The following is a 26450-nucleotide window of genomic DNA, read 5'->3' as shown; positions in this document are numbered from 1 at the left end:
TTTTTCCGGCGAAAAATCCACCTACCACCCCGCGCCGACGTGCAACGCGGGTTCACCAAGTTAAAGACTTTTTGGTGTCTTTTTCTTTGGACATATCGTTGTTGCCCGTCGGTAGGGGGTGGGGGTATCTTTTCTGACAGGGAAAAGATGTCTGAGCGCAGCGAGTTGTTTTCCCCGAAGAAAAGATACCCCCACCCCCGTACCCGCCCGCCAAACCTCAGGCTACAAAAAAACTCTGCCCGCCAAATCTCAGGCTGAACGGGTCACAACTCCGAGCTTAGGCCGAACGAGACCGGGCCACAGATCCAGCCGCGAGGGCAACCTCGGCAACGGTGTGAAGCTTCTCCAGTTGCGACTGCAACATGGCAATCGGCCGTGTGCCCTCCAGCGTCAACGCGATGTTCATATGCTCGCCGGCGGTTTCGACCGCCATGGTGGCAATCCGGAACCCGCGGATGCGGACCACCTGGCAGAGCCGCTCCAGGGCGGCGGCTTCCTGGGTCATTCGGCAGTTGATGGTGTAGCTGGGTGTCGAAGGTTGGCTTTGCGGGTTCATGCAACTTGCTCCTTGCTGGCTTTAGCGGTGCGGGCGGTTTCGTCGATCATGTCGGTATTGCTGGCGCCAGGTTTTACGATGGGCCAGACGTTCTCTTCACGGCTGATGGCAACGTGCAGCAGCATCGGGCCGTTGTAGGCCAGGATGGTTTCGATGCCGCGGCGGATCTGGTCGGTGCGTTCGATGTACAGGGCCGGGATGTCGAAGGCCCGGGCCATGGCAACGAAGTTAGGGTTGTCGTCCAGGTTTATCTGGCTTTCCCTGTTGTTGTAGAACAGTTCCTGCTGCTGGCGGACCATGCCCAGGCACTGGTTGTCCATGACGATCAGTTTTACCGGCAGGTTGTAGCGGCGGATGGTGGCCAGTTCCTGGGCGTTCATCATGAACGAGCCATCTCCGGTGACGTTGATCACCGTGCTGTTGCGATCCGCAAACTGGGCGCCGATGGCCGCGGGCAGGCCGAAGCCCATGGTGCCGAGGCCGCCGCTGGTGAGGTGGTGGCGTGGATGGTCGAATTCGTAGTGCTGGGCCACCCACATCTGGTGCTGGCCAACGTCGCAGGCGATCACGGTGTCGTCCGGGGCAATCCGTGAGAGCTGGCGGATAAAGGCCGGGCCGGTAATCGGGGCCAGGGGTTCTTCGTTGTCGGCTGCCTGGAAGCTGCCAGTGGTGCGCCAGGTGCGGCACTGTTTTTGCCACTCACTGATGACCAGTGGGTCCGCCTGCAATGCGCCCGCCAATGATTTCAGGATGGCGTTCAGATCGCCGCGGATGGCCAGATCGGCGGCGCGCAGTTTGTTGATTTCGGCGGCGTCGGCATCGATGTGGATCAACTTGGCATTGGGGGCGAAGCCGTCCAGTTTGCCGGTGGCACGATCGTCCAGCCGGGCGCCGATGACCAGCAGCAGGTCACACTCGTCTACGGCTTTGTTGGCGGCGCGTGAGCCGTGCATGCCCAGCATTCCGAGGTTGTAGGGGTTGTGTTTGCCCGGATTGCCGATGCCCTTCAACGTTACAACCGCCGGCAGGGCGGAGGATTCGGCAAAGGCCCGGAAACTGTCCTCGGCGTGAGCCAGGCTGATGCCGCCGCCACTATACAGCAGGGGCTTTCGGGCGGTGCGCAGCATCGCCAGGGCTTCCGTCAGGTCTGGTGAACCCGTTTCACAGAGCTCAGGCTGAGAGAAGGGCGCATCGGCTACTTCGCTCAGCAACAGATCTTTGGGGATATCAATCCAGACCGGCCCGGGGCGACCGCTCTGGGCCAGTTCGATGGCTTCTTCCATGATGGCGGGCAGGCTGTCCGCATCGTCGATCAGGTAACTGTGCTTTACGATGCCCAGGGTCATGCCCAGTACGTCGGTTTCCTGGAAGGCGTCGGTGCCGATCAGGCCAGACGGCACCTGGCCGGTGATGACCAGCATGGGAATGGAATCCCGGTGGGCATTGGCAACACCGGTGATCAGGTTGGTGGCGCCGGGACCGGAGGTGGCAATGCACACGCCCAGCTTGCCGCTGGCCCGGGCATAGCCATCGGCCGCCAGGGCGCATCCCTGCTCGTGGCGGCACAGCACGTGCTCCACGCCCACATCGTCCACCAGCGCGTCGTATAGCGGCATGATGCAGCCGCCCGGATACCCGAAGACCGTGCTGATGTTATGGCGGTGGAACGCTTCAAGAATGTGCTGTGCGCCGTTCATGGTCGTTTTTCCCTTTTCTTTTGCCGTAAAAAAAGAAACCCCCGGGACCTTTCGGTGCCGGGGGTTTCTGGTGTCTTGTCAGGTTTGTCGCTATCTCACCCGCTTGTCCACGCAGAAGCCCCCGGACGGTACCACGACCACCAGGACTAGCTTCACAAGGACAATCACTGCGTTGAGATTCATAAAATCGACAGTCTGCTCTGAATTCGTAAAAAGATTCTGTGTAGAATCTACCCCACGTTTTTAGCCGGATGCAACCGTTAATTGCCGGTTTTTTCTGCCACCCTCGATTCAGGAACAGTGAGCATTCAATGACGAAAGCAAAATGGGGTTCTCTCGGACTGTCACTTCTGATCGTGATTGCGCTGGTGATCTGGATGGCGACTGGCGAGGTGAAGGTGGCCAGTGACGAGGCGCCGGAGCGTCAGGACAGCGGCGATGATCAGCTCACGACCGTGCAAGTGGAAACGCTTTCGGCACGGCTCCACGAGCCGGGGCTTATGCTCCAGGGTCAGCTGGAACCCTGGAGTTCGGTGATGCTGAGCGCCCAGGTGCCCGGGCGGGTGGAGTCCCTGGCAGTCGGGCTTGGAGAGCAGGTCCGGGAAGGCCAGACATTGCTTAAGATTGCCGATGAAGGCAGGAGTGCAGCCGTTTTGCGCTGGCAGTCCCGGGTCCGGAAACTGGAGGCGGATCTTGCAGCCGCTCGCCGGCTGCGGGCCAGCAATCTTGCGGCGGAATCCGAGGTCCTGGCTCTGGAAAGCGAACTGGCTGCGGCCAATGCCGAACTTACCAGCGCCCGCCAGGCAATCAGTCACCTCACCCCGGAAGCGCCTTTCGACGGCACCATTAATCGCAAGTCGGTGGACACCGGCGATCTGGTGCAGGTGGGGTCACCTTTGTTTCAACTGGTGAGGGTGAATCGCCTGAAAGCCACGGCGCAGATTCCCCAGCAGTCGGTGGGTGATGTGGCAACCGGCCAGGCGGTTCGTGTGGACCTGCTGGATGGCAGCCGTCTCTCTGGCATCGTGACTTTTGTGGCCAGCGCCGCTTCTCCGGAAACCCGGAGTTTTGCCGTGGAAATCGCGGTGGAGAATCCGGATCGCAAACGATTGGCTGGCGGCAGCGCCAGCCTGCGGGTGGCACTGCCCGAGGTCCAGGCCATGTTTATCTCACCTGCCTATTTGTCACTGGGTGACGACGGTCGTCCCGGAGTGAAGTACGTGAACGGCGAGAACCGTGTTGAGTTCGGCGAAGTGAAACTACTCAGCGTGTCTACCGATGGTGCCTGGGTGACCGGTTTGCCGGATGAGATCCGTCTGATTACCCGGGGCGGTGGGTTCGTGAGCACCGGTGAGCAGGTCGTGCCGGTCGACGCCGCTGAAGACAGGGGCTAGACCGCATGCGCGCACTGATCTTTGCCGCCATCGACCGCAGCCGGACCACCTTGCTGACGCTGCTGTTCCTGATTCTCGGGGGGGTTGCCGCGTTTCAGACCATCCCCAAGGAAGCCAACCCCGACGTCACCATTCCGATGATCTATGTCTCCATGACCCTGGACGGAATCAGCCCGGAGGACGCCGAGCGCCTTCTTGTTCGTCCCATGGAGCAGGAATTGCGTTCCCTGGAAGGCATCAAGGAGATGCGGGGCACGGCCTCGGAAGGGCATGCCTCGGTGATGCTGGAGTTCGATGCCGGGTTTGATCCGGACAAAGCGCTGCAGGATGTTCGCGAGAAAGTGGATACGGCTCGCACCAAGCTGCCTCAGGAAGCAGATGAGCCGAGGGTTAACGAAATCAACGTGTCCCTGTTCCCGGTGTTGTCCGTCGGTCTGTCCGGGCCACTGTCGGAGCGGGAGCTGATCACCATCGCCCGCCGGTTCCAGGATGCCATCGAGTCCATTCCGGAAGTGCTTGAGGTGGAGATTGGCGGCGATCGGGAAGACCTGCTGGAAATCGTGGTCGATCCCCAGGTTCTGGAGAGCTACGGCATCGATTTTGACCAGTTGGCGTCCCTCGTAACCCGCAACAACCAGCTGGTCGCTGCAGGCTCCCTCGATACCGGCAACGGCCGCATGGCCCTGAAAGTGCCCGGCGTGATCGAAACCATCGAAGATGTGATGTCCATGCCGGTGAAGGTGGATGGCGACACGGTCGTTACGTTTGGCGACGTGGCCATGCTCCAGCGCACCTTCAAGGATCCGACCGGTTTTGCCCGCATCAATGGCGAGCCGGCGCTGGTGCTGGAGGTGTCCAAGCGCTCGGGCGCCAACATTATCGAGACCATTGCCCAGGTTCGCGAATTGATCGATGAGGCCAGGCCTCAGTTGCCGGACTCGCTTGAAATCCGCTACATCATGGATCAATCCGAGGAAGTGCGCGATATCCTCAGTGATCTGCTGAACAATGTGCTTACCGCCATCGTTCTGGTTCTGATTGTAGTGATCGCCGCCATGGGTCCGCGTTCTGCGGTGATGGTGGGGCTGACGATTCCAGGTGCTTTCCTGACCGGCATTCTCGTGATCTGGAGCATGGGGCTCACGCTCAATATCGTGGTGCTGTTCAGCCTGATTCTGGTAGCGGGCATGCTGGTGGATGGCGCCATCGTGGTCTCGGAGCTGGCGGACCGGAACCTGTCGGAAGGGCAGACGGTAAAGCACGCCTGGGCCGAGGCGGCCAGCCGTATGGCCTGGCCCATTATTGCCTCCACGGCAACCACGCTGGCGGTGTTCGTGCCGTTGCTGTTCTGGCCGGGTGTGGTGGGGGAATTCATGAAGTTCCTGCCGCTGACGGTCATCATCTGTCTGATTGCTTCCCTGGCAATGGCGCTGGTCTTTCTGCCCGTGCTGGGCATTACCAGTGGCGGACGGCGATCGCGGCAGGGCCATTCGCCGGGACGCCTGATGGAGACCTATCGGCGGGTGCTGGCACTGTTGCTGAGGTCACCAGGGCTGACGTTGATCGGCGTGCTCTGCGTTATCGCAGTGATCTATGCTGCGTACGCCCGCTTCAACCACGGCGTGGAGTTCTTTCCCAGCGTGGAGCCGGATTCCGCCCAGGTGCAGGTGAGGGCGCGTGGTGATCTCTCGGTGTGGGAGCGGGATGCCATCGTGCGCGAAGTGGAGCAGCGTCTGCGAGGCATGCCCGAGGTGAAGGCCCTTTACGCCCGTTCGATGGTGAGCGCCGGTTCCCAGCTGGCACCGGATGTGGTGGGCGTTTTGCAGTTCCAGTTTACCGACTGGTTCACCCGACGTCCGGCCAGTGCGATTCTGGACGATTTCCGCGCTATGACCTCCGATATTCCCGGCATCGAGCTGGAATTCCGCAAGCAGGAGGGTGGGCCCGCAGAAGGCAAACCTATAGAGCTGCAGGTGAGCAGCCGGGAGGCGAACAGTCTCAATGGCTACGTGGACGAAATCAAAGACCGCATGCGTGAGCTGGGTGGCTTCGTGGACATCGAAGACGACCGGAGCCTGCCGGGTATCGAGTGGCGGCTGCAGGTTGACCGGGAAGCCGCTGCCCGCTTTGGTACCGATGTGCTGGGTATCGGCAGTGCCGTGCGTCTGGTGACAAATGGTTTGAGGCTGGCCACCTATCGCCCGGAAGACGTGCGCGATGAAGTGGACATTGTGGTGCGGGTGCCCAACAACTGGCGGGAACTGGATCATCTGCAGCGGCAAACCATTCACACCCGTCGCGGCCAGGTTCCGCTCTCGGAGTTCGTGGATTTGCGCCCGGGTGACAAGACCAACAGCATTGTTCGGGTGGATGGCCAGCGCACGGTGACTATCAAGTCGGATCTGGCGCAGGGTCGACGTGTGGATGAGCTGCTGCGCGCTCTGCAAGCTGAAATGCCAGAACCACCGGAGGGCATTTCGGTGACATTTGCCGGCGAGAATGAAGATCAGCAGCAGGCATCCAACTTCCTGGCCACAGCCTTTCTGGTGGCCATTGGCCTTATGCTGCTGATACTGGTGACCCAGTTCAATTCGTTGTACCAGACTTTCCTGATTCTTTCGGCCATTGTGCTGTCGACGGCCGGAGTCCTGCTGGGCCTGCTGGTGAACGGACAGTCCTTTGGCATTGTGATGGTGGGTATGGGCACCATTGCCCTGGCGGGCATTGTGGTGAACAACAACATCATTCTCATCGATACCTACAACCAGATGCGCAAGGATGGTGTTGAGGCCTACGAGGCCGCCCTGGAGACCGGCTGCCTGCGTCTGCGGCCGGTAATGCTCACAGCCATAACCACCGTGCTGGGCCTGATGCCCATGGTTTTGAGCGTCAATGTGGACCTTCTGACTCCCTCCCTGGGTCTTGGTGCACCATCAACCCAGTGGTGGACACAGCTGTCCAGTGCCATCGCCGGCGGGCTGGCATTCGCCACCGTGCTGACGCTGTTGCTGACGCCGTCATTGCTGGTGCTGGGTAATCGGGCTGGCCAGGCCTTCGGGAGGCTAACCAGCCGGTTTCGCCGCGTTTAGTGCCTGATCCGGTTCGCCAACTCCTGGGCCCGGCTTGCCATGGCTTCCAGTTCGGGCACGGTGCGCAGGTTGTTCTCAGCTGCCTGGTGCATGGCCTCTGACGTTTCTGCCACATCGGTGACATTGCGGTTGATGTCTTCACAGACACTGGTCTGCTCTTCGGCTGCGGTCGCTACCTGGGTGGTTGCATCATTGATGCTGACCATCCGACGGTTGATTTCAGCCAGGGTGTTGCGCACCGCTTCAACTGCCTCACTGCTTTCCTGAGCCACTACGCCCGAGGCCTGCATGAATTCGGTGGCATCCTGGGAGGCCCCGCCGATGGCACTGATGATCTGGTCGATCTCAACAGTCGCTTCCTGAGTTTTTGCCGCCAGATTGCGGACCTCATCGGCGACAACAGCGAAACCGCGTCCTGCCTCACCCGCGCGGGCCGCCTCAATGGCGGCGTTCAGCGCCAACAGGTTGGTCTGGTCCGCAATCTCGCGGATGACCTGCATGACGTTACCCACCTTTTTTCCATCGTTGGCGAGTTGGTTGACTGTTTCAGAGGAGCTGCGGATCTGGTCCGTCAGACGGCGCATGCTTTCTGTCGCCTTATTGATCTGGGTGTCCGCGTTGGCGGTTTCAGCGGAAGTCTGACTTACCTCCGTTGCTACCGAGGCGGCGTGACTGGCCACGTCTTCGGCGGTGGCCGACATTTCATTCATGGCTGTAGCGATCTGGTCGATACGCTGGTGAGCCAGGTCGGACTGGCTAACGACGCTGTCGGCGTTCTGGCCGATCAGCTCTCCGGTATCGTTCAGTTGCCGGGCATTCTCGCTAAGCTGGGTTCCGGTATCGCTGAGAAAGCGGTGCAGGTTTCGGGCAGCATTGGCCAGTTGGCCCAATTCGTCGGAGCGTTGCATCGTGACCGGATCCGAAAGGTCTCCCTCGCCCAGACGGGAGATCTGCAAGGTGAGTTTCTGCGCGGGACGAACCACACTCGACAGCAGGATCACGATCAGGGCTATGGTGCCAAGAATGATGGCGGCGATCAGAAGACCTGCCACCAGCCAGCTGCGCTCGGTTACAATGGAGTTAAGGGTGCCGGCCCTGGCAAGGCTGTCTTCCCGAACCGCGGTTGCAGCATCTTCAATCAACCTGGCGGGTTCACGGTCGATCCCCTGAACCGCGACATCGCCTGCGTTCGGATCGAATCCAGAGCGGGTGAATGCCTCGAACCCCTTGCGGTAAGCTCGTCCCATTTCCCGGTGTGCCTTCTTGAAATCGGACATCAAGGACTTTGCCTGGGGCTCCTGAATCTGCGGAATCAGGTCATCAAGCTGGCTCTGAATGGACGCTTCGCGCTTCTGAAACCGGCCCCAGTATTTGTCCAGCTGGTCCGGGTCTGATCCCCGGATCAGAACGTTTTTCCACTCCTGAACCTGGGTCTTGAAATCCGAAAGCACATCCTGGGATTCGAGCGCCGTGACCATGCGGTTGCTGACCAGGTCGTTGAAATCGTCTTTGACTTTAAGGGAGAAGTTCAGGTAGATGACCGCCACCGCTGCGACAGTCAGATTGGCGGTTAGAACGACCAGGAGAACCCGGTTGAGAATGCTTTTGGAATACCAGCTCATCGATACTTTCCGAAAAAGTTGTGGGTGACAGATCGTTTGTCGTGGCGTTTTTTAGTATTTGCTTAATATAAAGTCGGCATGGCAACTGAAACCATTAGGTTTAATATCGATCCGTTTATGAATTTTTTATGACAGGCTTCTGATGGGCAATCCACTAAGTGTTCTTTATCGGGACGATTACCTTCTGATCGTCCACAAACCAGCCGGGCTGATGGTACACCGAAGCCCCATCGACAAACATGAAACCGAGTTTGCTTTGCAATACGCCCGGGCGCTTAACGGGGGGCAGCATGTTTATCCGGTGCACCGCCTGGACCGTCCGACCTCCGGTATCCTGGTGTTTGCCCGGGACAGCGATACGGCCCGCACACTGGGTATGGCGATGATGGCCGGCGAGGTGGCAAAAACCTACCTGGCCATGGTGCGTGGCTGGCCGCCGGAGCAAGGGGAGATTGATTATCCCCTGAGAGAGGAACCGGAGGACCGGCGCCTGAAAGGTGAGGAGCAGCCTGTGCGGGACGCTCATACTTACTACCGCACGCTGGCGACTACCGAGATACCCGTAGAGATCGAAAAATACCCGACCAGTCGCTACGCGGTTGTCGAATTGTGCCCGAAAACAGGTCGGAAGCATCAGTTACGCAGGCACATGAAGCACATCAATCACCCGATTATTGGCGATGCCAATCACGGCCGCGGCCGGCACAACCGTTACTTCGCCGAACGTTTTGGTAAGGGGCGTTTGATGCTGGCGGCGACAGGCATGGCTTTTCGTCATCCCGCTTCCAGTGAGCCACTTACGATCAGTGCCCCACCGGAGGAAAGCTTCCTTGAAGTGTTATCGGTATTTCAAGGGTTTCAACTGCCGGATCCGCCTGGGAGATAGCGGTTGATAAATTCCGAATAGGGAAGCGGTTTGCTGTAACGGTAGCCCTGAAGGTAGTCGCAGCCTTTTTCGAACAGCCAGGCTTCATGGGCTTCGCTTTCCACGCCTTCCGCGACCACTGACAAGCCGAGACCTCTGGCCAGACCGATAATCGACAGGGTAATGGCACAGTCGTTCTCGTCATCCGGAAGATTATTGATAAACGAGCGGTCGATCTTGATCCGGGAGAAGGGCAGGCTCTTGAGCCGGGAGAGCGATGAGTAACCGGTGCCAAAATCGTCGATGGCGAGCTCGGCGCCAGCCTCTACCAGCTGCTCCAGAACCCTGCCGATTACGCTGAAATCGCCCTGGATTGAGTCTTCCGTCACTTCGAACTGCAGTGCACTGACCGGCATATCCTGGTTTTGGCAGATCTCCTTTACCAGCTCAGGTAACTCTGGGACCAATACCTGCTCGGCTGACAGGTTGACGGAGACTGTAGACATCAGGATGTTCCGGTCTTTCGCGTCGCGCCAGTCTGCGCAGACGCTTTTCAGGACACAGGCTCCCAGTTCATACATCAGCCCGGCGCTGCGAGCTACGTCCAGAAATTCAATCGGCGACAGCCTGCCACGCTGCGGGTGCTGCCAGCGAACCAGGGCCTCTGCGCTTTCCAGCTGAGTTCCCGTGCGGTCCATAATTGGCTGGTAGAAGACATCCAGGCCATCGGTTTTGAGTGTTTCCCGCAGTTCGCTTTCCAGCGCAAACCGGGAGCGGGCTGTCATCTGGATTTCCGAATCGAACAGAGTGGAACGGTCCCCCCCCTGCCGTTTTGCATGGTACATGGCAGCTTCTGCACCTCTAAGCAGTTCCTCTGGCTCGTGGCAATCGCCCGGGAAGTGGCAGATGCCCATACTGGCGCTGACATTCAGATCCTGGTCGGATATCCGGATCGACTGGCGAATACGGCCCTGGATCTCCCGGATCACTTCATCCAGAAAGCTCGGCAGGGTGTAGTTGCGAATGACCAGAGCAAACTCATCCCCGCCAATGCGCGCCAGGAAGTCTTTACCCGCCAACTGGATTTCTTGCAGGCGCTGGCCAATATCGGCAATGACCTGATCCCCTGCCTGGGGCCCCAGACCATCGTTGATGGTTTTCAGCCGGTCAACGTCGATCCAGAGCAGGGCCAGACTGCCGGTCCCCCGACGTTTGATCTTGCGCACCAGATGGTTCAGCCGGTCGCGCAGCGAATCAATGTTGGCGAGGCCGGTGAGGGAGTCGTAGCGACTGACGTATTCCAGGGCCCGTTTGGATCTCAGCCATGCCTCATGGGTGTTCATGAGGCTGATCGTGTCCGCGATGGCGGCAGCCAGGGAGATATCCGGGACCGACCAGTCACGGCGCACACCCGACTCGAGGCAGACAACCCCGCTGAGTTGTTCGCCGTCAAAAATGGGCGCGTCGAGCATGGAGTGGATGTTCTGCACAGAAAGATAGTCGCGGTCGAAAGAACGGGTACGGAAATCATTGTGGGCATCGTCCACGGCAATGACCCGCTCTTCGGTGATGGCGCGGAAGTATTCGGGGTGATCTGAGCGGAACAGGTTGAACTCTGCGCCATTCTGCGCAACGCAGCTGTTGCAACCGGGAAGCTCTTTGTCGTGCAGCCGCTCGCAGGTGATCCGGTCACGTTCCGGAGGAAACAGCCAGACACTCGCCCGCTTCACGCCCAATAGCCGAGTGCAAAGCTCCATTAGGGCTGCCAGCTTCCGGGGGCGGGGCATCTCGATAAAGCTGGTATTGTGGCTCAGCTCCATCAGCGCCTTGTGGTGGGTCACGAGGACTTCACTGTCACGCATGGCCGGGCTCAATGTGTTGTCCCTTTACTTGAAATACGAACGGCCCCAAGTCTCGGTTCGGTGGAGAGTTAAGTTGATCCCTGAGCTTCCTAAAGAATATGGCAGCTGTTCTTATAAGTGTCCAACTTCAAACGGTATTGGCCAGTGAGTCCCTGGCGTTCCGCTCTCCACTGCTGAGACTGTTTCGGCTGAAATCGCAAAGCAGCGGCCACGGCTGGTTGGCTTCCAGGGTGAAGGCGATATCCAGTAGCGTGCGTTCACCTCCGTGACGCCCCATGAACTGAACAGACACTGGCAATTGATCGGGCGTGTGCCCCATGGGCAGCGAGATTGCCGGTGCGCCCGTGGCGTTCGCCAGAGGGGTGAAGCTGACATACTCGCGCAGTCGTTCGAAAAGGGTATCGAAAGGCACGTCGGGGCTCAGGTGGCCAAGGGTGGGTGTTGTATGGCCAAGCACCGGCGTGAGCACGGCATCGAATCCTGCCATGGCGTGAGCGTAGTCGTGCCGGGAGCGTTTGAGGCGCCAGAGTGCGCTGGGCAGGCGCCAGAATTGGCGTCTGAACATCTTGTCGAGCCCGTTGGTCAGGCCGTCTGTCCGGTGCTTGTCGAAGGCCGGGTGAAGCAGTTTTTTCCCGTTGGCCCTGACGCCGAAGGCCAGCAGTGCCCAGTAGAGGGCGAAGTCATCAGGGAAGGCGCTGTGCACAGGAACGGGAACAGGTTCAATCTGGTGTCCCAGTTTTTCCAGCCTGAGCGCCGTTTCTTCGACGGTCTGTCGGGTGATGTCGTCGGTTTTGTGGCCGTTGATGGAATCCAGCACCAGACCAATTCTCAGCGGTCGGCCCGACGGGCCCTCAATGCGGCCAACCGCCGGTAGTTTGGGATTGCGGTAATAAGTCTCGGCCTGCTCGAAAAAATTGGCGGTATCCCGCACCGAGCGAGTCACCACGCCCTCGCTGATAATGTTGATCGGCAGGGAGGCGGCCGCTTCGTTATCTATCAACCGTCCCCGTGTGGGTTTAAGGCCGACCAGCCCGCAGCAGGCGGCCGGAATCCGGATGGATCCTCCACCGTCATTGGCGTGCGCAATGGGAACCACGCCGGCCGCGACCAGGGCGGCTGAACCACCTGAGGAGGCTCCTGAGGAATAAGCCACGTTCCACGGGTTACGTGTTGCCGGTGCATGAGCAGGCTCGGTTGTGGCGTTGAAGCCGAATTCTGGCAGGGTGCTCTTGCCCAGGCACAGAAAACCCTGGGCAAGCAGCTGTTGGGCAAATGGACTGGTATCGGACGCAGGAACGCTAGGCACTGCCAGGGAGCCGTGTCGTGTGGCCATGCCTGACACGTGGGTGTTGTCTTTGATCAGCGTGGGAACGCCGCGGAACAGGGGATAGGAATCGGTTTGTTTGGCTGCATCCAGCTTTGAAGCAGTCTGGAGGGCCTGATCGTAATCCGCCGATGCCACGCCATGGATCAGCGGCTGGGTAGCCTGTGCGCGGGCGATGGCGGCGCGGGTGAGTTCCGTGATCGAAATCTCCCGGCGGCGGACCCGTTCCGCAAGGGTGGTGGCATCATCAGGTCCCATTGCGTCGTTGCAAAAACCATGGCAAGACTGCGGGGTTCCAGAGGCGTTCATAACCAAACTCTCCATGAAAATGATCCACTTACTCTACTGCATTTAAAAACGTGATGACATGTCATTTTAGGTAAGCTGAGCGGTCTGGAGCCGGTGCAGGGCCTTTTCACAGACCTTTTCAGAGAATAAGCTGTCGGTCTGAACCCGTTTTAAGCGATCCTGATGGAATTTATTGAACCCCTCGTACGCCACTTTCTCGGCATTTTCTTCCTGATGATCGGTCTGCAGTTTGCCGGCCGCAGCATCGGGCTGTCTCAGCGTATGCACTTTTCGTACATCAACTATGGTGAGCGTGGAAGTGGGCCCTGGTGGCATCGACATACCTTCAACGTGTTTCGTGCGCTCATCCTGGGCATCTGCCTGGTGCGGATTTTTGCCGACATCGACGGCTGGCTGGGGGTTTTCGGACCGCTCTATTACTGGCCAGTGTTGCTGGCCGGCATACTGCTGCTGATCGCCTCGTTCACCGTCGTCAATTACCTGCAGGCCTACATGCACGAGGACTGGCGCTCTGGTATAGACCCGCGCAAGGATCAGCGCAAACTGCTGACAAGCGGGCCATTTGGCCGCTCCCGAAACCCCTTGTTCCTGGCCGTGATGGCTGGGCAGCTCGGTTTTTTCCTGGCGTTACCCAGCGTGTTTTCCCTCGTATGCCTGGTGGCGGGTGTGCTGGTGATTACCCGCCAGGCCCGGGAGGAGGAGAAGGCGCTGGCGGCTAAATTCGGGGAGGACTACGAGCGTTATCGGGTGAGGGTACCCCGCTGGCTCTGATGCGATAGCGGAAGAAAGCACTACGCCGATTTTTTTCGCGCTTCCTTGATCACATCGTAGGCATGACTGATTTCGCGGGTGCGTTCTTCCGCCATCTCCCGCATGCTCTCTGGTAACCCCCGGCCCGCGAGTTTATCCGGGTGGTTTTCGCTCATCAGCTTGCGATAGGCCTTCTTGAGCTCAGCGTCGCTGGCAGAAGGCGAGACGCCAAGTACCTTGTAGGCATCGCTGATCTGATCGGCCGAGGAAGGTTGTCCAGCGCCGGCCCGATTGGTATGGGCACCACGGAGCATGGCTTCCAGCTGGTCCACCTGGCTCTCGGGCAGCCCCAGTCCACGGGCGACTTTCACCAACATTTCGTGTTCAGCAGGGTGCACCTTGCCATCCGCAGCCACGGCCGATACCTGGACCTGCAGGAACATCTGCAGAAACGCCGGCTGACGGCCACTGGTCTGGAGGAACCGGTTTAGCTCGGCATCCAGATCGAAGTCTGGCTCCTTACCCCGGTTGAAGGCGGCTTTTGCCTTCGCCTTCTGGTCTTCATTCAGGCGGAAGCGCACAAACATGGCTTCGGCCATCTGGATTTCATCCCTGGATATAACGCCGTCTGCCTTACACAGGGCGCCCATTACCGCAAAGACCGAGTCAATAAAGCCTGACTGGATGCTCTGGAGCTTGCCAATCAGGCGGCGCTTGAGAAGGTTCAAGAGAAAGGCGCCAATCGCCGCACCTATCAGAAAGCCCGGGAATTTGCCAAAGGCGTAGCCAATCAGACCGCCAATAATGATTGCAAACAGCATTAATAAGTCCTTAACAGGAATGAATCAGCCCATAGAATATACGTGTTTTTCAGCCCGGCTTCATGAACAGGCTTTCATCGACGTGATCGATCTGCCCGGGTTGCAGGTGCTGGCGGGCATAGCGCTTGTATGTGCCTGAGCGGACGAACAGCTCGAACACCTCGCGGTCGATGTGCCCGTCTTCGACCATGCGAGCCATGATGGTAAGGGATTCGGTGAGGGTTTTGCCCTCTTTGTAAGGGCGGTCTACGGCGGTCAGTGCCTCGAACACATCGGCAACCGCCATGATCCGTTCAGGTATGCCCATCTGCGCTGCTGTCAGGCCGCAGGGATAGCCCTGGCCGTCCATGCGCTCGTGGTGGGTGCCCGCCAGCTTCGGGACATTCGCCAGCCGGTCGGGCAGTGGCAGCGCGTCGAGCATGCAGATGGTCTGCACAATGTGTTCGTTGATCTTGAAGCGCTCCTCGTCCGTCAGTGTGCCCTTTGCCACTGTAAGGTTGTGCAGTTCGCCCTTGTTGTAGGCGTGTTCCGGCAATTCCATGTCGAAACCCCAGCGGTTCCTCGGGTCGTCTTTTCGAACCGGGGGGATTTGTTCGCCCCATGGCCGGAGATGTTCCGGTTTGTCGGCAAGCAACTGTTCGATGCAGGGCAGCGGCGGCTCCGAATGATTCCCAAGGGCATCTTTCTCGTCTGGCGAGAGGCCGAGTCGGTCACTGAAATGGCGCACCCAGGTTTGCTCGCCAATGCTGCGGATCTTCTCGATATTTTCTTCGGCCATGAACTCACCGCCCTGGTTGGCCGTTGCTATCAAACGGAATTCTTCCTGCAGTCGGGCCTGAGAAGCCTGGCGTTCCTGGCCGGCGGCCGCCTCCTCGTCGCCTGACAGCACACGGTTCAGATACCGGATCTCGACATCCCGGTGCAGCACTTCGAATCGGGTGCGGATTTCGTGGATGCGGTTATGAATGGTCTCCAGTTTGACCGCCTTGTCGACCACATACTCCGGGCTGGTGATCTTGCCACAGTCATGAAGCCAGGCGGCCAGATGGAATTCCTGAAGCTGCTCTTCAGTCATGGTGAACGAATCAAAGGCCTGGTCTTGGCTGGCGATGGCTTCATCCACCAGCATCTGGGCGAGCTTGGGTACCCGCTCGCAGTGGCCGCCGGTGTAGGGTGATTTTGCGTCAATGGCATTTGCCACCAATCGGATGATGCCCTTGAGCAGCGCCTGCTGGCTTTCGATCAGTTCCCGGGTTTCGATGGCAACGGCGGCAGAGCCTGCAATTTCATCCACGAAGACGATCAGGTCGTCACTCAGCTGGGTGTGATCACCCACCTCCATTTCGATCGCCAGGACACCGATCAGCTGTTTGCGACGGTTGCGCAGAACGGCAAACACCGGATGCCCCGGGATTTGCTGCCGAAGCATGCGGATGATGTCGTTATCGTCGAATTCCGCTAGCACATTCGAGATCGTGTCCGGCAGTTGAAGATCCTGTTTAACGGCCAATGAGAGTTGGTTCTTCTGGCGCGTGAACAGGTAGATGCCGCCGCGCTCCTGGCCAACAATATGGATAATCTGCTCAAGAATGTCCTGAAGCAGATGATTCAGGTCCTGTCCACGGTTCAGTACGGTGGCGATACTCTGGAAACTTCGGATAGTTTTCGCCATATCGTCCAGCGCCACACTCAGTTGGCGTGCTTCACGAATGTGCGAATCGGATCTGACCGGGGTATCAAAACGGAACCGGGAAAGCCGGCTGACCTGATCGGTGAGGTGCTCCAGTGGACGCCCCACACGACGGCCCAGGAACCAGCCGATCACCAGAAGCAGCAGGGCAATGAGTCCCGCGATCACCGTTTGCCTGGCAAGGGCCGCCCAGACATCAGCCAGCAGTTCGTTCGACGGAATCGCCACGGCAATGCTGAGCCCTTCCTGTTGCAGGGCGCTCAGGGGCTCGGTCATTCCATACCAGTCTTTGCCGTCAGCACTGAATCGGGTCACAGAGCTGCCCTCCATGCGATCTCCCAATCGGTCCAGGGCCCCGGAAATCGCCGGCCCGGGCTCTTTAGCGTTCCCCGAATCCGCGAGAACTTCCCGATCCTGGTTAACAATGGCAATGCGGGTGTTCGGTGTCTGGCGAAGCTCTGCCAGTTGGGTGCTCAGGTCGGTCACGGTCACATCAATACCGAAAATCGTACCTGTCCCGCCGGCTTCCTCTGATGCCCGTCGGGAAAGGGTGATCCCGGTTTCCTGAGTGGTGAAGAACGCGTAGGGAGCGGACAGCTCTGTGGTATCGGATGCTTTGGCGGCATTGAACCAGGGGCGGGTACGAGGATCGAAGTTGTATTCTGGTACCGGTCTTTGTTCAATCAGTTGCATGTCGGCATTGAAGAAATACCATTGTCCCGGTGTTTCACTATCCTCATGGGTGATGGTCTGGAGCAGAAAACGGGTTTCGTCCGGCGCCTCCGGAAATTGAAGGGTTCCGGAACTGCGAACCTTGCGCAGGAGAATAAAGTCTCCGTTCTGGTAACCGGCATAGACGGCGCTGACAATCTTACTGCTGGTCAGTATGTCGGCCAATACCGGAAGCCGGTCAAGACGTTTTGCAAGCATCTGCGCGCCTGCGAGGCTGTCATGGCTGAGCACCGCAAGGGCGGTGGAAGGTGGCGCGGTGATGGCCTGAATACGGTCATCAACACTGATAGCCAGTTGTCGCGCGGTGGCGCCAGCTGCGGAGACCTTGGCTGTCTCCATGCCTCGGAAACTCTGGCCTATCAACACAATGGTGAGGACCAGCATGCCGAGGGTAATAGCCGATGCAATCAGAAGGGCCAGCGAAACCTGGGCCGTCTGGCGTTTTCGATGCATGGATGATCCTTACGGGTGTAGATTGGCGTAAGACGGCAGAGTGAGACCTGCCTAGTGAAAGACTAGACGCTGCCCGGCACTTTTTCAGTTTTTTCAGGGGGAATCGGTAGTTATGACCCAGGACCTGTTTGGCGAACAGCCACCAGAACAGATCGTCGAGCCTCTGATGGATGGGGCGGTGGTACTGCGACAGTTCGCGCTGCCGAACGCTGAAATGCTCATGGAAGGCATTGGCACGGTTACGTCAGAAGCACCTTTCAGACACATGAAGACCCCCGGCGGCCATGCCATGTCTGCTGCAATGAGCTGTTGCGGGCAACTGGGCTGGGTCACCGATAGCCGTGGTTACCGGTATCAGGCGGAAGATCCTGAATCTGGCCGGGCGTGGCCTGCCATGCCTGCGGCTTTCCGGGAACTGGCCAGAAGCGCCGCCGAAACCGCTGGTTTTGCGGGGTTCGAGCCAGACGCCTGCCTGATCAACCGGTACCAGCCTGGAGCGAAAATGGGGCTGCATCAGGACAAGGACGAGCAAGACTTTTCCCAGCCGATAGTGTCGGTTTCTCTCGGCCTGCCCATGGTGTTCCAGTTCGGTGGTCTCAAACGTAGCGAGCGCCCCATCCGGGTCCCACTCGCCCATGGTGACGTGGTGGTCTGGGGCGGTCCCGCCCGGATGCGCTACCATGGGTTGTTGACCCTCAAGGCCGGAGAGCACCCGCTGACCGGAGGGTACCGTTACAACCTGACGTTCCGGCGGGCCAGGTAAGGCATTATTGCAGCCAGGCGACCAACAGCCCGGCAGCCAGCGAGAGTACCATGGGGAGGCCAACCAGCAATCCGGTCTGGCGATTTCCGACAAATCCCGCAAGCGCCGACTTCACCAGGTTATTGGTGGCGGCAGCGATCACAATGCCGATGACGGCCGTGCCCATGGCCAGGCTGTTGTTGGACATGCGGGTCAGTGAGAGGGTGATCGCGTCCACATCCGCGATACCGGAGGTGGCTGCCAGGAAATAGATACCCGCCTCACCCAGCCAATTGCCGAGGAACTCGCCCATCAGCAGGATGGCTGTGAGCAATGCGCCAAAAACCAGCGCCGAGGTCAAATCCAGCGGGTTCTGGTTGAGGGTTGGTTGGCTTACCTGGAGCTCTCGGTCATTTTTCCTCCAGATAAAGAGCGCGGGCCCATAGAGCAGGGCGGTCATCACGACCACAGGCCAGATCAGGCTTGGCAGCAGATCGGGATTGATCACAAGGCAATAGACCAGAATACGCGGGAACATGGTGCCGCAGGCAATCAGGATACCGGTGGCGAACTGGGCGTTGAGCTGCGGAGTTTTCGAGGCCTGGCGGGCGAAATGCAGTGTAAGAGCAGTGGAAGAGCTCAGCCCCGCGAACAGGCTGGTAAACAGGATTCCCTTGCGGGTGCCGGCCACCCGTATGGCGAAATAGCCGACAAAGGAAATGGAGGCGATCATTACGACCATCCACCAGATTTCCCGGGGATTCAGAACGCCGCCAGGGCCCATCTTTTCGTTGGGCAGCAACGGCAACATGACCACGGAAATCAGCAGCAGCTTTAGTGCTGCATCCAGTTCATGTTCCTTGAGCTTGTTCACCCAGCCGTGGATTTCTTCCTTGTTGTCCAGAATGATTGCAGTTACAACCGCCGCCGCTGTGGCGATAATCGGGTCTACTGCCACCGCCACCGCGCCGAAGCAGAAGGTCAGTAACATGCCAACCATGCCAGTGATACTGAAGTTGCGGATGTGTTCAAGCCGCTCGCTGTAGGCCACGATGGCCATGGCCACCACACTGATCAAGAGCACGGGAAACGCCCACTCGGTGATCTCCTGTGCTAATAGTGCCGAGATACCGCCGAGCAGGCCCACCAGGGCAAAAGTACGGATGCCGGCAATCCGCTCACCGGATTTTTGTTCCCGGGCATCCCATCCCCGTTCCAGTCCGATGATGGCGCCAAGCAGAAGCGCAACCGCAAGATTGAGGGTGGTCTGGTTTCCGATCAAAAACTGGGAAGCAACGTCATCCATGGGCTGGTGCAAACTCTTGTTAATCAATGAATGTTCTGATGATAGCAGCACAGGAAGCCGGTCGTTAGGCGTCTAAGAAGATACCGCTAGCGACCTTACTTTCCTGTAAGGGGGCTGATAAGCTTCGCGACCTTTGAATTCGTAGCAAGCTGGAAATCCGAGATTATGGTGAATTCCTTAAAAGCCAATTGGCTTTCGAACATTCGTGGCGATGTGCTCGCCGGTATTGTCGTGGCATTGGCACTGATCCCGGAGGCCATTGCCTTCTCGATCATTGCCGGTGTTGATCCCAAAGTGGGACTTTACGCCTCTTTCTGCATTGCAGTCATCATCGCTTTTGTGGGCGGCCGTCCCGGGATGATCTCCGCCGCGACGGCGGCCATGGCGGTACTGATGGTAACCCTGGTTAAAGAGCATGGCCTGCAGTACCTGCTGGCGGCCACTCTGCTTACCGGTGTGCTGCAGCTGATTGCTGGCTATCTCAAGCTCGGCAGTCTTATGCGCTTTGTGTCACGCTCGGTGGTGACCGGTTTTGTAAACGCTCTCGCCATCCTCATTTTCATGGCCCAATTGCCCGAGCTGACCAATGTGACCTGGCACGTTTATGCGATGACTGCCGCGGGTCTGGGTATCATCTACCTGTTTCCCTTGCTGCCCGTTGTTGGCAAAGTTCTACCGTCCCCCCTGGTGTGCATCGTCGTTCTGACCGCCGTTGCCGTCGTGACCGGCATGGACATCCGCACGGTTGGCGATATGGGCGATCTGCCGGATACTCTGCCTGTATTCCTGTGGCCGGACGTGCCTCTTAACCTGGAAACCTTGATGATCATCCTGCCGTATTCGATTCCGCTGGCCATTGTGGGCCTTCTGGAATCCATGATGACGGCGACCATTGTGGACGACCTGACGGACACGACCAGTGACCGTAACCGTGAGTGCAAGGGCCAGGGCATTGCCAACATCGGTTCTGGTCTGATTGGCGGTATGGCTGGCTGTGCCATGATCGGTCAGTCCATTATTAACGTGAAGTCCGGCGGCCGGACCCGGCTTTCCACTCTCACGGCCGGAGTTTTCCTGCTGATCATGGTGCTACTGCTGGACAGCGTGCTGGTCCAGATCCCGATGGCGGCCCTGGTGGCGGTGATGATCATGGTATCGATTGGTACCTTCTCCTGGGATTCCATCCGCAATCTGCGCGAACATCCGCTTTCCACCAACATTGTGATGTTGGTAACCGTTATTGTCGTAGTTGCCACCCATAACCTGGCCTTTGGCGTACTCGCCGGCGTTCTGCTGGCAGCTTTGTTCTTTGCCAACAAAGTGGGCCACTATATGCTGGTGACCTCCGAGCTGGATGAAACCACCGATACCCGCACTTACCGGGTCGTGGGCCAGGTGTTCTTCAGCTCTTCGGAAAAATTCACGGAATCCTTTGATTTCAAGGAAGCAGTCGATAATGTGGTTATTGACCTGAGCCGGGCGCACTTCTGGGATATCACCGCAGTCGGTGCCCTGGACAAGGCGGTGATCAAATTCCGCCGTGAAGGCGCGGAAGTTGAGGTTATCGGGCTGAATGAAGCCAGTGCCACGATTGTTGACCGCTTTGGCGTGCACGACAAGCCGGACGCCGTTGACCAGCTGATGGGGCACTGAAATGACACAGACCAGGGAATCCAACAGCGATCGCGGCCAGAATAACAATCACAAGGATCATGAAGGCGAGGTTGAGATGTTACGAGTAGTTGCCTGTATTGATGGCTCCCAGGCCGCACCGGCGGTCTGCGATTACGCCGCCTGGGCCAGCAGGCACATGGAAACACCCATGATGCTGCTGCACGTGCTCGACGAGGAACGATATCCGGCGGAGCCGGATCTGGCTGGCAACATTGGTCTGGGCAGCCGGGAACAGTTGCTCGAAGACCTGGCGGAGCTGGATCGCAAGCGCGCCAAGCTGGCGCTGGAACACGGACACCACATGCTGGATGAGGCACAAAAGCGGGTCAGTGAGGTCGGTATCGGTGAAGTGGTCCAGCGTCAGCGCCACGGCGACCTGACCGAGTCTCTTCTGGCGCTGGAGAACCAGACGCGCCTGCTGGTCATGGGTTTGCACGGTGAAAGCAGCTCCGAGCGTGATACCCACATTGGCAGCCAGCTGGAGACGGTAATTCGCAGCATGCATCGCCCGATTCTATTGGTGCCGGATGAGTACACTCAGCCCCGCAGCGCCATGCTGGCCTTTGATGGCAGCGCCACGGCGTTCAAGGGCGTGGAATTGCTGGCTGGCAGCCCGGTTCTGAAGGGTATGCCGTTGCATCTGGTGATGGTTGGGCCGGATACCAACGACCGCTGGGAGCAGCTCAAGAGAGCCGAGAAAATGCTGGCAGGCCTGGAAGCCGAGATCACTCTGGCAATCCGGGCCGGCGATGTGGAGCCTGCGTTGCACGCCTACCAGGAGGAACACGATATCGACATCCTGGTGATGGGCGCCTACGGCCATTCCCGCATCCGTCAGTTCCTGGTGGGCAGTACAACTACCACGATGCTCAAAACCGCCAAGAAGCCCCTGGTGGTTCTTCGTTAGGCGACTTCCTGGGCCAATTCGGCCAGATAGGCCATCGCCGCGCGGTGGCCTTGTTGATACCCCAGATCCAGTTTGTTCAGATCCGTCGTCAACCGGCTCACCGGAAAATCCTCCGGTGGCGCGATAATCCGAAGCCGGCAGTCGTCCGGCGGATTCCGAATGAATTCCAACGTCTCGTTGTATCTTTCGCCCCGCTTTATCAAGGCCTCGGCGAGTCCCGGTTGCTCCCGGAACATTCGCTTGGTGAGCGCCGGAAACGCCAATGGCTTTTTCGCATAGCCCAGCGGTCGGGAAAGCACGACCGTTATGTCCCGGGCACCCCGGCGGTAAGCCTCCGTAACCGGAATGGAATCGGCAATTCCACCATCACTCATGGGCTCGTTCTCCACTTTCGGGTAGTCACGGTAGGCCAGAGGAATCGAGCAGGAGGCGGTGAGAACGTCGTGGATGTTCTGATCGTCGACGGGAAAATACCGGGCTTCACCGGTCACTACCGACGTGGTTGCAACCCAGAGTCTGGTGGTGCCAGACAGGTAGCGTTCCAGATCGAGCGGTACTTCCTGGAAGGACTGGTGCCAGAGCCAGTGAACATCGCACAAATGCCCGCCCTGGAAGAAACGGCCCCAGTTAATAAACTCTGGCCGGCAGGCGTGGTCGGTAATCACCCGGTGATTCCGGCCGTGGTGGCCGCAGAGGTAGCCGATCAGATTGGTTGAGCCGGCGGAGACGCCCCAAGCCTCAGTGAACGGCTGGTAGCGCTTCTCAAGAAAGGCATCCAGAACGCCTGCGGCGAAGATGCCGCGCATGGCGCCACCCTCGACGACGAGGGCATTGCTGGTTTTGTTTTCACTATGGGTCTGGAGCATCCATTCCCCCTCTTTGTTCTGATGTCCGGTGAGGCCAATACATGAACTGAGGCTACCAGTTTTACGGCGGGTTTTGGATCCGGGTGAACCCTCAGGCGCTGTTGCCTGCAGCCACACCCGAGGCCCAGGCCCACTGGAAGTTGTGCCCGCCGAGGTGGCCGGTGACATCCACTACCTCACCGATAAAATACAGGTTTGGACGTTCCAGCACCGCCATGGTCTTGGACGATAGCTGGCGCGTATCGACGCCACCAAGGGTGACCTCTGCCGTTCGGTAGCCTTCGGTTCCAGCTGGCTTGATCGACCATTGGCCCAGAACGTCGGCAACCTGTTCAATATCGCTGTTCTTGTAGCCCTGCAATGGGCCGGTCCAGCCGTGGAGTTCGTTGAAGGCCTGGGCAAACCGTTTTGGTAGGTGCTGGGCCAGGTAGTGCCCAACGGTGGATTGCGGCCGGGTTTTCCGCAGGCTCAGAAGGTCGTCCTTGATCTGGCAGGCCGGCAGCAGGTTGATGGCCAGGCTGTCACCCGGCTCCCAGAAACTGGAGATCTGGAGCATGGCCGGGCCGCTGAGCCCGCGATGAGTCACCAGCATAGGTTCCCGAAAGTGCTGGTCGTGGCATTGAACATCGACAGGGCAACTGACACCGGATAGAGGCGCGAGCTGCTCTCTCAACTCCGGTTGCAAGGTAAAGGGCACCAGACCCGCGCGGGTGGGAAGTATTTCCAGGCCGAACTGCTCGGCTACCCGGTAACCGAAAGCGGTGGCGCCCATGGTGGGGATCGACAGACCTCCGGTGGCGATCACCAGGGATTCACAGGTGAGATCGCCGGATCCGACGCGCAAACGGTAGCCCGAGTCGGTTTCGGTAATGCGGTCGACCGCTGTCTTCATTTTCACTTCCGCCCCTGCCCACTCGCATTCGGTCAGCAGCATGTTGAGGATGTCCTTGGCGCTGTCCTTGCAGAACAACTGGCCAGGGGCTTTTTCCTCATGCTCGATGCCGTGGCGATCCACCAGTTCCAGAAAATCCTGGGGGGTATAGCGCTTGAGCGCGGAAATGCAGTAGTGAGGGTTGTCCGACAGGAAGTTGGCCGGTGTGCTGTTCAGGTTGGTGAAGTTGCAGCGCCCGCCGCCGGACATCAGGATTTTCTTGCCCGGTTTGTTGGCGTGATCCAGCACCAGTACGCTCCGGCCGCGATAGCCGGCGGTAGCCGCGCACATCAGGCCTGCTGCGCCGGCGCCGATGATGATTACGTCGTACTGTGATGCTGAACCCGCTGCCATACTGCCCGCCCATTGAATCAAAACGGCGGGCAGTATATCAGTCTCAACGCAGGAAGACGGAGCCTTCCATGTAGAAGGCCGCCTGGCCGGCGATGTCGACCCGATCCCCCTTCAACTCGCAACGAAGTACACCGCCCCGGGCGGAGACCTGACGAGCATCCAGTTGTGTCTTGCCCAACTTATCTGACCAGTAGGGGACCAGTACGCTGTGAATGGAACCGGTTACCGGGTCCTCATCAATGCCGGCGCCAGGAGCGAAATATCGGCTCACGAAATCGCAGTCAGTGCCAGGTGCGGTGATGATCAGCCCCTGGTTGCCCAGTTGCTTGAGTTTGCGCAGATCCGGTTGGGCGGATCGCACCGATTCTTCGTCTTTCAGAACCACCATGTAATTGGTGTCGTTTGGAACAAAGAACGCGTTATCTGGCACACCTTCCAGGGCTTCCCGAACCATGGCGGGCGTGGGCTGTTCCTCGTAGGCCAGATTCGGGAAATCCAATACCAGCCAGCCATCCTCTGCCTGTCGGACGGAGAGTGGGCCGCTTTTGGAGCGCAAACGGATTTGCTCTTTGTCCCAGCCAAGTTTGTTGAAGATGACCCAGGCGCTGGCCAGGGTGGCGTGGCCGCATAGTGGCACCTCTGTGCCCGGCGTAAACCAGCGGATATGGAAATCTGCGTCCTCGCCGGCCGGAAGAGGCACGAAAAAGGCTGTTTCGGAGAGGTTGTTCTCCATGGCAAGCGAGAGCATGAGGTTATCTGGCAGCCACTGACCCAGCGGCATGACGGCCGCCGGATTGCCACCGAACACATCGCTGGTGAACGCATCAACCTGATAGATGGGTAAAGTCACGGTCTCTTCTCCTCGGAAAGCGCTGGCCTGTTTGGAAATATCATCTGATTTCGAGCTTATTGTAGGAAATGATCTGACTGCCATAACAGATTCAGATAATCTGTTTTTGAACCGGTACAGAATGGTTTTGATGATGTCTGTACCGGTCATATCGGAAGCGATCTGTACTGCACAGAAAGGTTCTGGTTCTGGTGCAATAGATCAGTATCGAGATAAATAGCCGCAAGCGAGGGGCGGGCAATGGGCATTCTCTACAATCAGGTGGCGGATCAGCTTCAGGGTCTGATTCATGAAGGGGTGTACCGGGACGGCGAACGGCTACCGGGCGTGCGAATGCTGAGCCGGCAATTTGGCGTGAGTATCTCGACCATCCTTCAGGCCCACCAGACCCTGGAAGCACGGGGTTTCCTGCAGGCCCGGGAACGCAGCGGCTACTTTGTACGTTTGCCGACCGTGGATGCACCTGAGCCGGTGATGCGCCGGCATCGCAGCAGTCCCGTACCGGTCAGCGCCCGGGAGATGACCCTGGACCTGTGCGCCGACGAACAAAAGCGTATGGTGCCTCTGGCCACGGCGATTCCCCATCCTGATTACCTCCCGCTCCGGCAGATCCAGCACAGCACGCTCTGGGCGGCACGAAGGGGCCTGGAAACACTGGACTATGCCTTTCCCGGTAAGGAATCGTTCCGGCGGCAGATCGCCCAGCGGATGGCAACCCTCGGGGTGCCGGTAACGCCGGATGATGTGCTCGCCACCAACGGTGCCCAGGAGGCGATCATCCTGGCACTCAGGGCGGTGACCCAGCCCGGGGACATTGTGGCGGTGGAATCGCCGTCTTTCCCCGGCATCCTACAGGCTCTGGAAGTGGTGGGGCTGAAGGTTATCGAGATCCCGACCCATCCCTCCGAAGGCTTGAGCCTCGAAGGTTTGCAGCTGGCACTGGAGCAGTGGCCCCTGAAAGCCTGTGTGGTGGTGACCAATCACAGCAATCCCATGGGCGCCCAAATGTCGGATGAGCGTAAGAAGCAGCTGGTTTCCATGCTGGCGGCAGCGGCTGTTCCGCTTATCGAGGACGACATCTACGGCGACCTTCATCACACCGGGGACCGGCCCAAACCGGCCAAAGCCTTTGATCGCGCGGATAATGTGATTTATTGCAGCTCGTTTTCGAAGACGATTTCACCGGGCCTGCGGCTTGGCTGGATGGTGCCGGGGCGACATATGGCCAGCGCCAGACAGCACAAGTATTTTGTGAACCTGGCAACGTCGTCGATTCCCCAGATGGCGGTGGCGCATTTTCTGGAGCAGGGCCGATACGATCGCTATCTGCTGTCAGCTCGTCAGCACTATCGAGAGTCCACAGAACGAATGCGCACAGCTGTGGCCCGGGCATTCCCGGAAGTTACGGCTGTGAGTCGACCCCAGGGTGGGTTCGTACTCTGGGTGCAGCTGCCCGACGGCGTTTCCGGCACGGACGTATACCAGAGGGCCAGGGCGGAAGATATCAATGTGGCACCGGGGCTAATGTTTTCCACCGCCGATAAATACGAAAATTGCCTGAGACTGAACAGTGCCAACCCCTGGAGTGAACGTATAGAGCAGGCTGTAGCCAGGCTGGGGGTGTTGGCGCACGATGTCCAGGTCGGCAAACGTTAG

The 26450-nt window shown here is 58.9% G+C and carries 19 protein-coding genes; 8 read left to right on the top strand and 11 right to left on the bottom strand.

Going from position 1 to position 26450, the window contains the following annotated elements:
- Positions 1–277: 277 nt before the first annotated feature.
- Together CFT65_RS15165 and ilvG are read right to left on the bottom strand one after the other, a co-directional pair.
- Positions 278–556, bottom strand: coding sequence for an ACT domain-containing protein (locus tag CFT65_RS15165; protein ID WP_088828912.1), 279 nt, complete (start codon positions 554–556; stop codon positions 278–280).
- Positions 553–2253, bottom strand: a complete 1701-nt coding sequence (gene ilvG / locus CFT65_RS15160) for an acetolactate synthase 2 catalytic subunit (protein ID WP_088828911.1) — start codon at positions 2251–2253, stop codon at positions 553–555. The genes CFT65_RS15165 and ilvG overlap by 4 nt, the downstream gene beginning before the upstream one ends.
- A 311-nt stretch (positions 2254–2564) precedes the next feature.
- On the opposite strand from ilvG, the gene CFT65_RS15155 reads away from it, so the two are divergent.
- Together CFT65_RS15155 and CFT65_RS15150 are read left to right on the top strand one after the other, a co-directional pair.
- The gene (locus CFT65_RS15155; protein ID WP_088828910.1) at positions 2565–3647 is read left to right on the top strand and encodes an efflux RND transporter periplasmic adaptor subunit; all 1083 of its coding nucleotides are present in this window, start codon (positions 2565–2567) and stop codon (positions 3645–3647) included.
- 5 nt (positions 3648–3652) lie between these two features.
- Positions 3653–6736 (top strand): efflux RND transporter permease subunit, encoded by a 3084-nt coding sequence (locus CFT65_RS15150; protein WP_088828909.1) that lies wholly within the window; start codon positions 3653–3655, stop codon positions 6734–6736.
- Here the strand turns inward: CFT65_RS15150 and CFT65_RS15145 are convergent.
- On the bottom strand, positions 6733–8358 hold the full coding sequence (locus CFT65_RS15145; protein ID WP_088828908.1) for a methyl-accepting chemotaxis protein: 1626 nt from the start codon (positions 8356–8358) through the stop codon (positions 6733–6735). The two genes, CFT65_RS15150 and CFT65_RS15145, sit on opposite strands and share 4 nt — an antisense overlap.
- 142 nt (positions 8359–8500) lie before the next feature.
- Here CFT65_RS15145 and CFT65_RS15140 point away from each other — a divergent pair, with 142 nt between their 5' ends.
- Entirely contained in the window at positions 8501–9244 is a 744-nt protein-coding gene (locus tag CFT65_RS15140) for a pseudouridine synthase (protein WP_088828907.1), read from the top strand.
- Here CFT65_RS15140 and CFT65_RS15135 read toward each other — a convergent pair.
- On the bottom strand, positions 9217–11085 hold the full coding sequence (locus CFT65_RS15135) for a putative bifunctional diguanylate cyclase/phosphodiesterase (protein ID WP_088828906.1): 1869 nt from the start codon (positions 11083–11085) through the stop codon (positions 9217–9219). The genes CFT65_RS15140 and CFT65_RS15135 overlap by 28 nt on opposite strands.
- Before the next feature lie 127 nt (positions 11086–11212).
- A complete protein-coding gene (locus CFT65_RS15130; RefSeq protein ID WP_088828905.1) occupies positions 11213–12718 on the bottom strand; it encodes an amidase in 1506 nt (501 codons plus the stop codon).
- Between the two features lie 162 nt (positions 12719–12880).
- On the opposite strand from CFT65_RS15130, the gene CFT65_RS15125 reads away from it, so the two are divergent.
- Positions 12881–13489: a methyltransferase family protein gene (locus CFT65_RS15125; RefSeq protein WP_088828904.1), complete on the top strand. Its 609-nt coding sequence runs from the start codon at positions 12881–12883 to the stop codon at positions 13487–13489.
- 20 nt (positions 13490–13509) lie between these two features.
- Here CFT65_RS15125 and djlA read toward each other — a convergent pair whose 3' ends face one another.
- Both djlA and CFT65_RS15115 read right to left on the bottom strand, forming a co-directional pair.
- The gene (gene djlA / locus CFT65_RS15120) at positions 13510–14289 is read right to left on the bottom strand and encodes a co-chaperone DjlA (RefSeq protein WP_088828903.1); all 780 of its coding nucleotides are present in this window, start codon (positions 14287–14289) and stop codon (positions 13510–13512) included.
- Between the two features lie 49 nt (positions 14290–14338).
- Complete coding sequence (locus tag CFT65_RS15115; protein ID WP_088828902.1) at positions 14339–17164, bottom strand: HD domain-containing phosphohydrolase; 2826 nt, start codon at positions 17162–17164, stop codon at positions 14339–14341.
- A 112-nt stretch (positions 17165–17276) separates the two neighbouring features.
- Here CFT65_RS15115 and alkB point away from each other — a divergent pair, with 112 nt between their 5' ends.
- The gene (gene alkB, locus CFT65_RS15110) at positions 17277–17927 is read left to right on the top strand and encodes a DNA oxidative demethylase AlkB (RefSeq protein ID WP_088828901.1); all 651 of its coding nucleotides are present in this window, start codon (positions 17277–17279) and stop codon (positions 17925–17927) included.
- A gap of 4 nt (positions 17928–17931) precedes the next feature.
- Here alkB and CFT65_RS15105 read toward each other — a convergent pair whose 3' ends face one another.
- Positions 17932–19212 (bottom strand): MgtC/SapB family protein, encoded by a 1281-nt coding sequence (locus CFT65_RS15105; protein ID WP_088828900.1) that lies wholly within the window; start codon positions 19210–19212, stop codon positions 17932–17934.
- Between the two features lie 165 nt (positions 19213–19377).
- Between CFT65_RS15105 and CFT65_RS15100 the strand changes: the two genes are divergently transcribed.
- Entirely contained in the window at positions 19378–20865 is a 1488-nt protein-coding gene (locus CFT65_RS15100; protein ID WP_088828899.1) for a SulP family inorganic anion transporter, read from the top strand.
- A 1-nt stretch (position 20866) separates the two neighbouring features.
- Positions 20867–21793 (top strand): universal stress protein, encoded by a 927-nt coding sequence (locus tag CFT65_RS15095; protein WP_088828898.1) that lies wholly within the window; start codon positions 20867–20869, stop codon positions 21791–21793.
- Here the strand turns inward: CFT65_RS15095 and CFT65_RS15090 are convergent.
- The 3 genes from CFT65_RS15090 to CFT65_RS15080 all read right to left on the bottom strand — a co-directional run bounded on the left by CFT65_RS15090 (position 21790) and on the right by CFT65_RS15080 (position 24794).
- A complete protein-coding gene (locus tag CFT65_RS15090; protein WP_088828897.1) occupies positions 21790–22659 on the bottom strand; it encodes a patatin-like phospholipase family protein in 870 nt (289 codons plus the stop codon). The genes CFT65_RS15095 and CFT65_RS15090 overlap by 4 nt on opposite strands.
- A 91-nt stretch (positions 22660–22750) precedes the next feature.
- Positions 22751–23944: an NAD(P)/FAD-dependent oxidoreductase gene (locus tag CFT65_RS15085; RefSeq protein ID WP_088828896.1), complete on the bottom strand. Its 1194-nt coding sequence runs from the start codon at positions 23942–23944 to the stop codon at positions 22751–22753.
- A 43-nt stretch (positions 23945–23987) separates the two neighbouring features.
- A complete protein-coding gene (locus CFT65_RS15080; RefSeq protein ID WP_088829578.1) occupies positions 23988–24794 on the bottom strand; it encodes a PhzF family phenazine biosynthesis protein in 807 nt (268 codons plus the stop codon).
- 240 nt (positions 24795–25034) lie between these two features.
- On the opposite strand from CFT65_RS15080, the gene CFT65_RS15075 reads away from it, so the two are divergent.
- A complete protein-coding gene (locus CFT65_RS15075) occupies positions 25035–26450 on the top strand; it encodes a PLP-dependent aminotransferase family protein (protein WP_088828895.1) in 1416 nt (471 codons plus the stop codon).

Origin of the sequence: Marinobacter sp. es.048, assembly GCF_900188435.1 — a bacterium.
Lineage (GTDB): Bacteria > Pseudomonadota > Gammaproteobacteria > Pseudomonadales > Oleiphilaceae > Marinobacter.
The sequence above is the reverse complement of the archived record's forward strand: the minus strand, read 5'-3'. Positions and strand labels throughout refer to the sequence as shown.

What these genes read in the sequence shown, in the direction of transcription:
- CFT65_RS15150 (WP_088828909.1), top strand. Translation starts at nt 3,653, where the DNA reads ATGCGCGCACTGATCTTTGCCGCCATCGACCGCAGCCGGACCACCTTG.
- CFT65_RS15100 (WP_088828899.1), top strand. Translation starts at nt 19,378, where the DNA reads ATGGTGAATTCCTTAAAAGCCAATTGGCTTTCGAACATTCGTGGCGAT.
- CFT65_RS15140 (WP_088828907.1), top strand. Translation starts at nt 8,501, where the DNA reads ATGGGCAATCCACTAAGTGTTCTTTATCGGGACGATTACCTTCTGATC.
- CFT65_RS15075 (WP_088828895.1), top strand. Translation starts at nt 25,035, where the DNA reads ATGGGCATTCTCTACAATCAGGTGGCGGATCAGCTTCAGGGTCTGATT.
- CFT65_RS15085 (WP_088828896.1), bottom strand. Translation starts at nt 23,944, where the DNA reads ATGGCAGCGGGTTCAGCATCACAGTACGACGTAATCATCATCGGCGCC.
- CFT65_RS15115 (WP_088828902.1), bottom strand. Translation starts at nt 17,164, where the DNA reads ATGCATCGAAAACGCCAGACGGCCCAGGTTTCGCTGGCCCTTCTGATT.
- alkB (WP_088828901.1), top strand. Translation starts at nt 17,277, where the DNA reads ATGACCCAGGACCTGTTTGGCGAACAGCCACCAGAACAGATCGTCGAG.
- CFT65_RS15155 (WP_088828910.1), top strand. Translation starts at nt 2,565, where the DNA reads ATGACGAAAGCAAAATGGGGTTCTCTCGGACTGTCACTTCTGATCGTG.
- CFT65_RS15165 (WP_088828912.1), bottom strand. Translation starts at nt 556, where the DNA reads ATGAACCCGCAAAGCCAACCTTCGACACCCAGCTACACCATCAACTGC.
- CFT65_RS15135 (WP_088828906.1), bottom strand. Translation starts at nt 11,085, where the DNA reads ATGCGTGACAGTGAAGTCCTCGTGACCCACCACAAGGCGCTGATGGAG.
- CFT65_RS15145 (WP_088828908.1), bottom strand. Translation starts at nt 8,358, where the DNA reads ATGAGCTGGTATTCCAAAAGCATTCTCAACCGGGTTCTCCTGGTCGTT.
- CFT65_RS15130 (WP_088828905.1), bottom strand. Translation starts at nt 12,718, where the DNA reads ATGAACGCCTCTGGAACCCCGCAGTCTTGCCATGGTTTTTGCAACGAC.
- CFT65_RS15125 (WP_088828904.1), top strand. Translation starts at nt 12,881, where the DNA reads ATGGAATTTATTGAACCCCTCGTACGCCACTTTCTCGGCATTTTCTTC.
- CFT65_RS15090 (WP_088828897.1), bottom strand. Translation starts at nt 22,659, where the DNA reads ATGCTCCAGACCCATAGTGAAAACAAAACCAGCAATGCCCTCGTCGTC.
- ilvG (WP_088828911.1), bottom strand. Translation starts at nt 2,253, where the DNA reads ATGAACGGCGCACAGCACATTCTTGAAGCGTTCCACCGCCATAACATC.
- djlA (WP_088828903.1), bottom strand. Translation starts at nt 14,289, where the DNA reads ATGCTGTTTGCAATCATTATTGGCGGTCTGATTGGCTACGCCTTTGGC.
- CFT65_RS15105 (WP_088828900.1), bottom strand. Translation starts at nt 19,212, where the DNA reads ATGGATGACGTTGCTTCCCAGTTTTTGATCGGAAACCAGACCACCCTC.
- CFT65_RS15095 (WP_088828898.1), top strand. Translation starts at nt 20,867, where the DNA reads ATGACACAGACCAGGGAATCCAACAGCGATCGCGGCCAGAATAACAAT.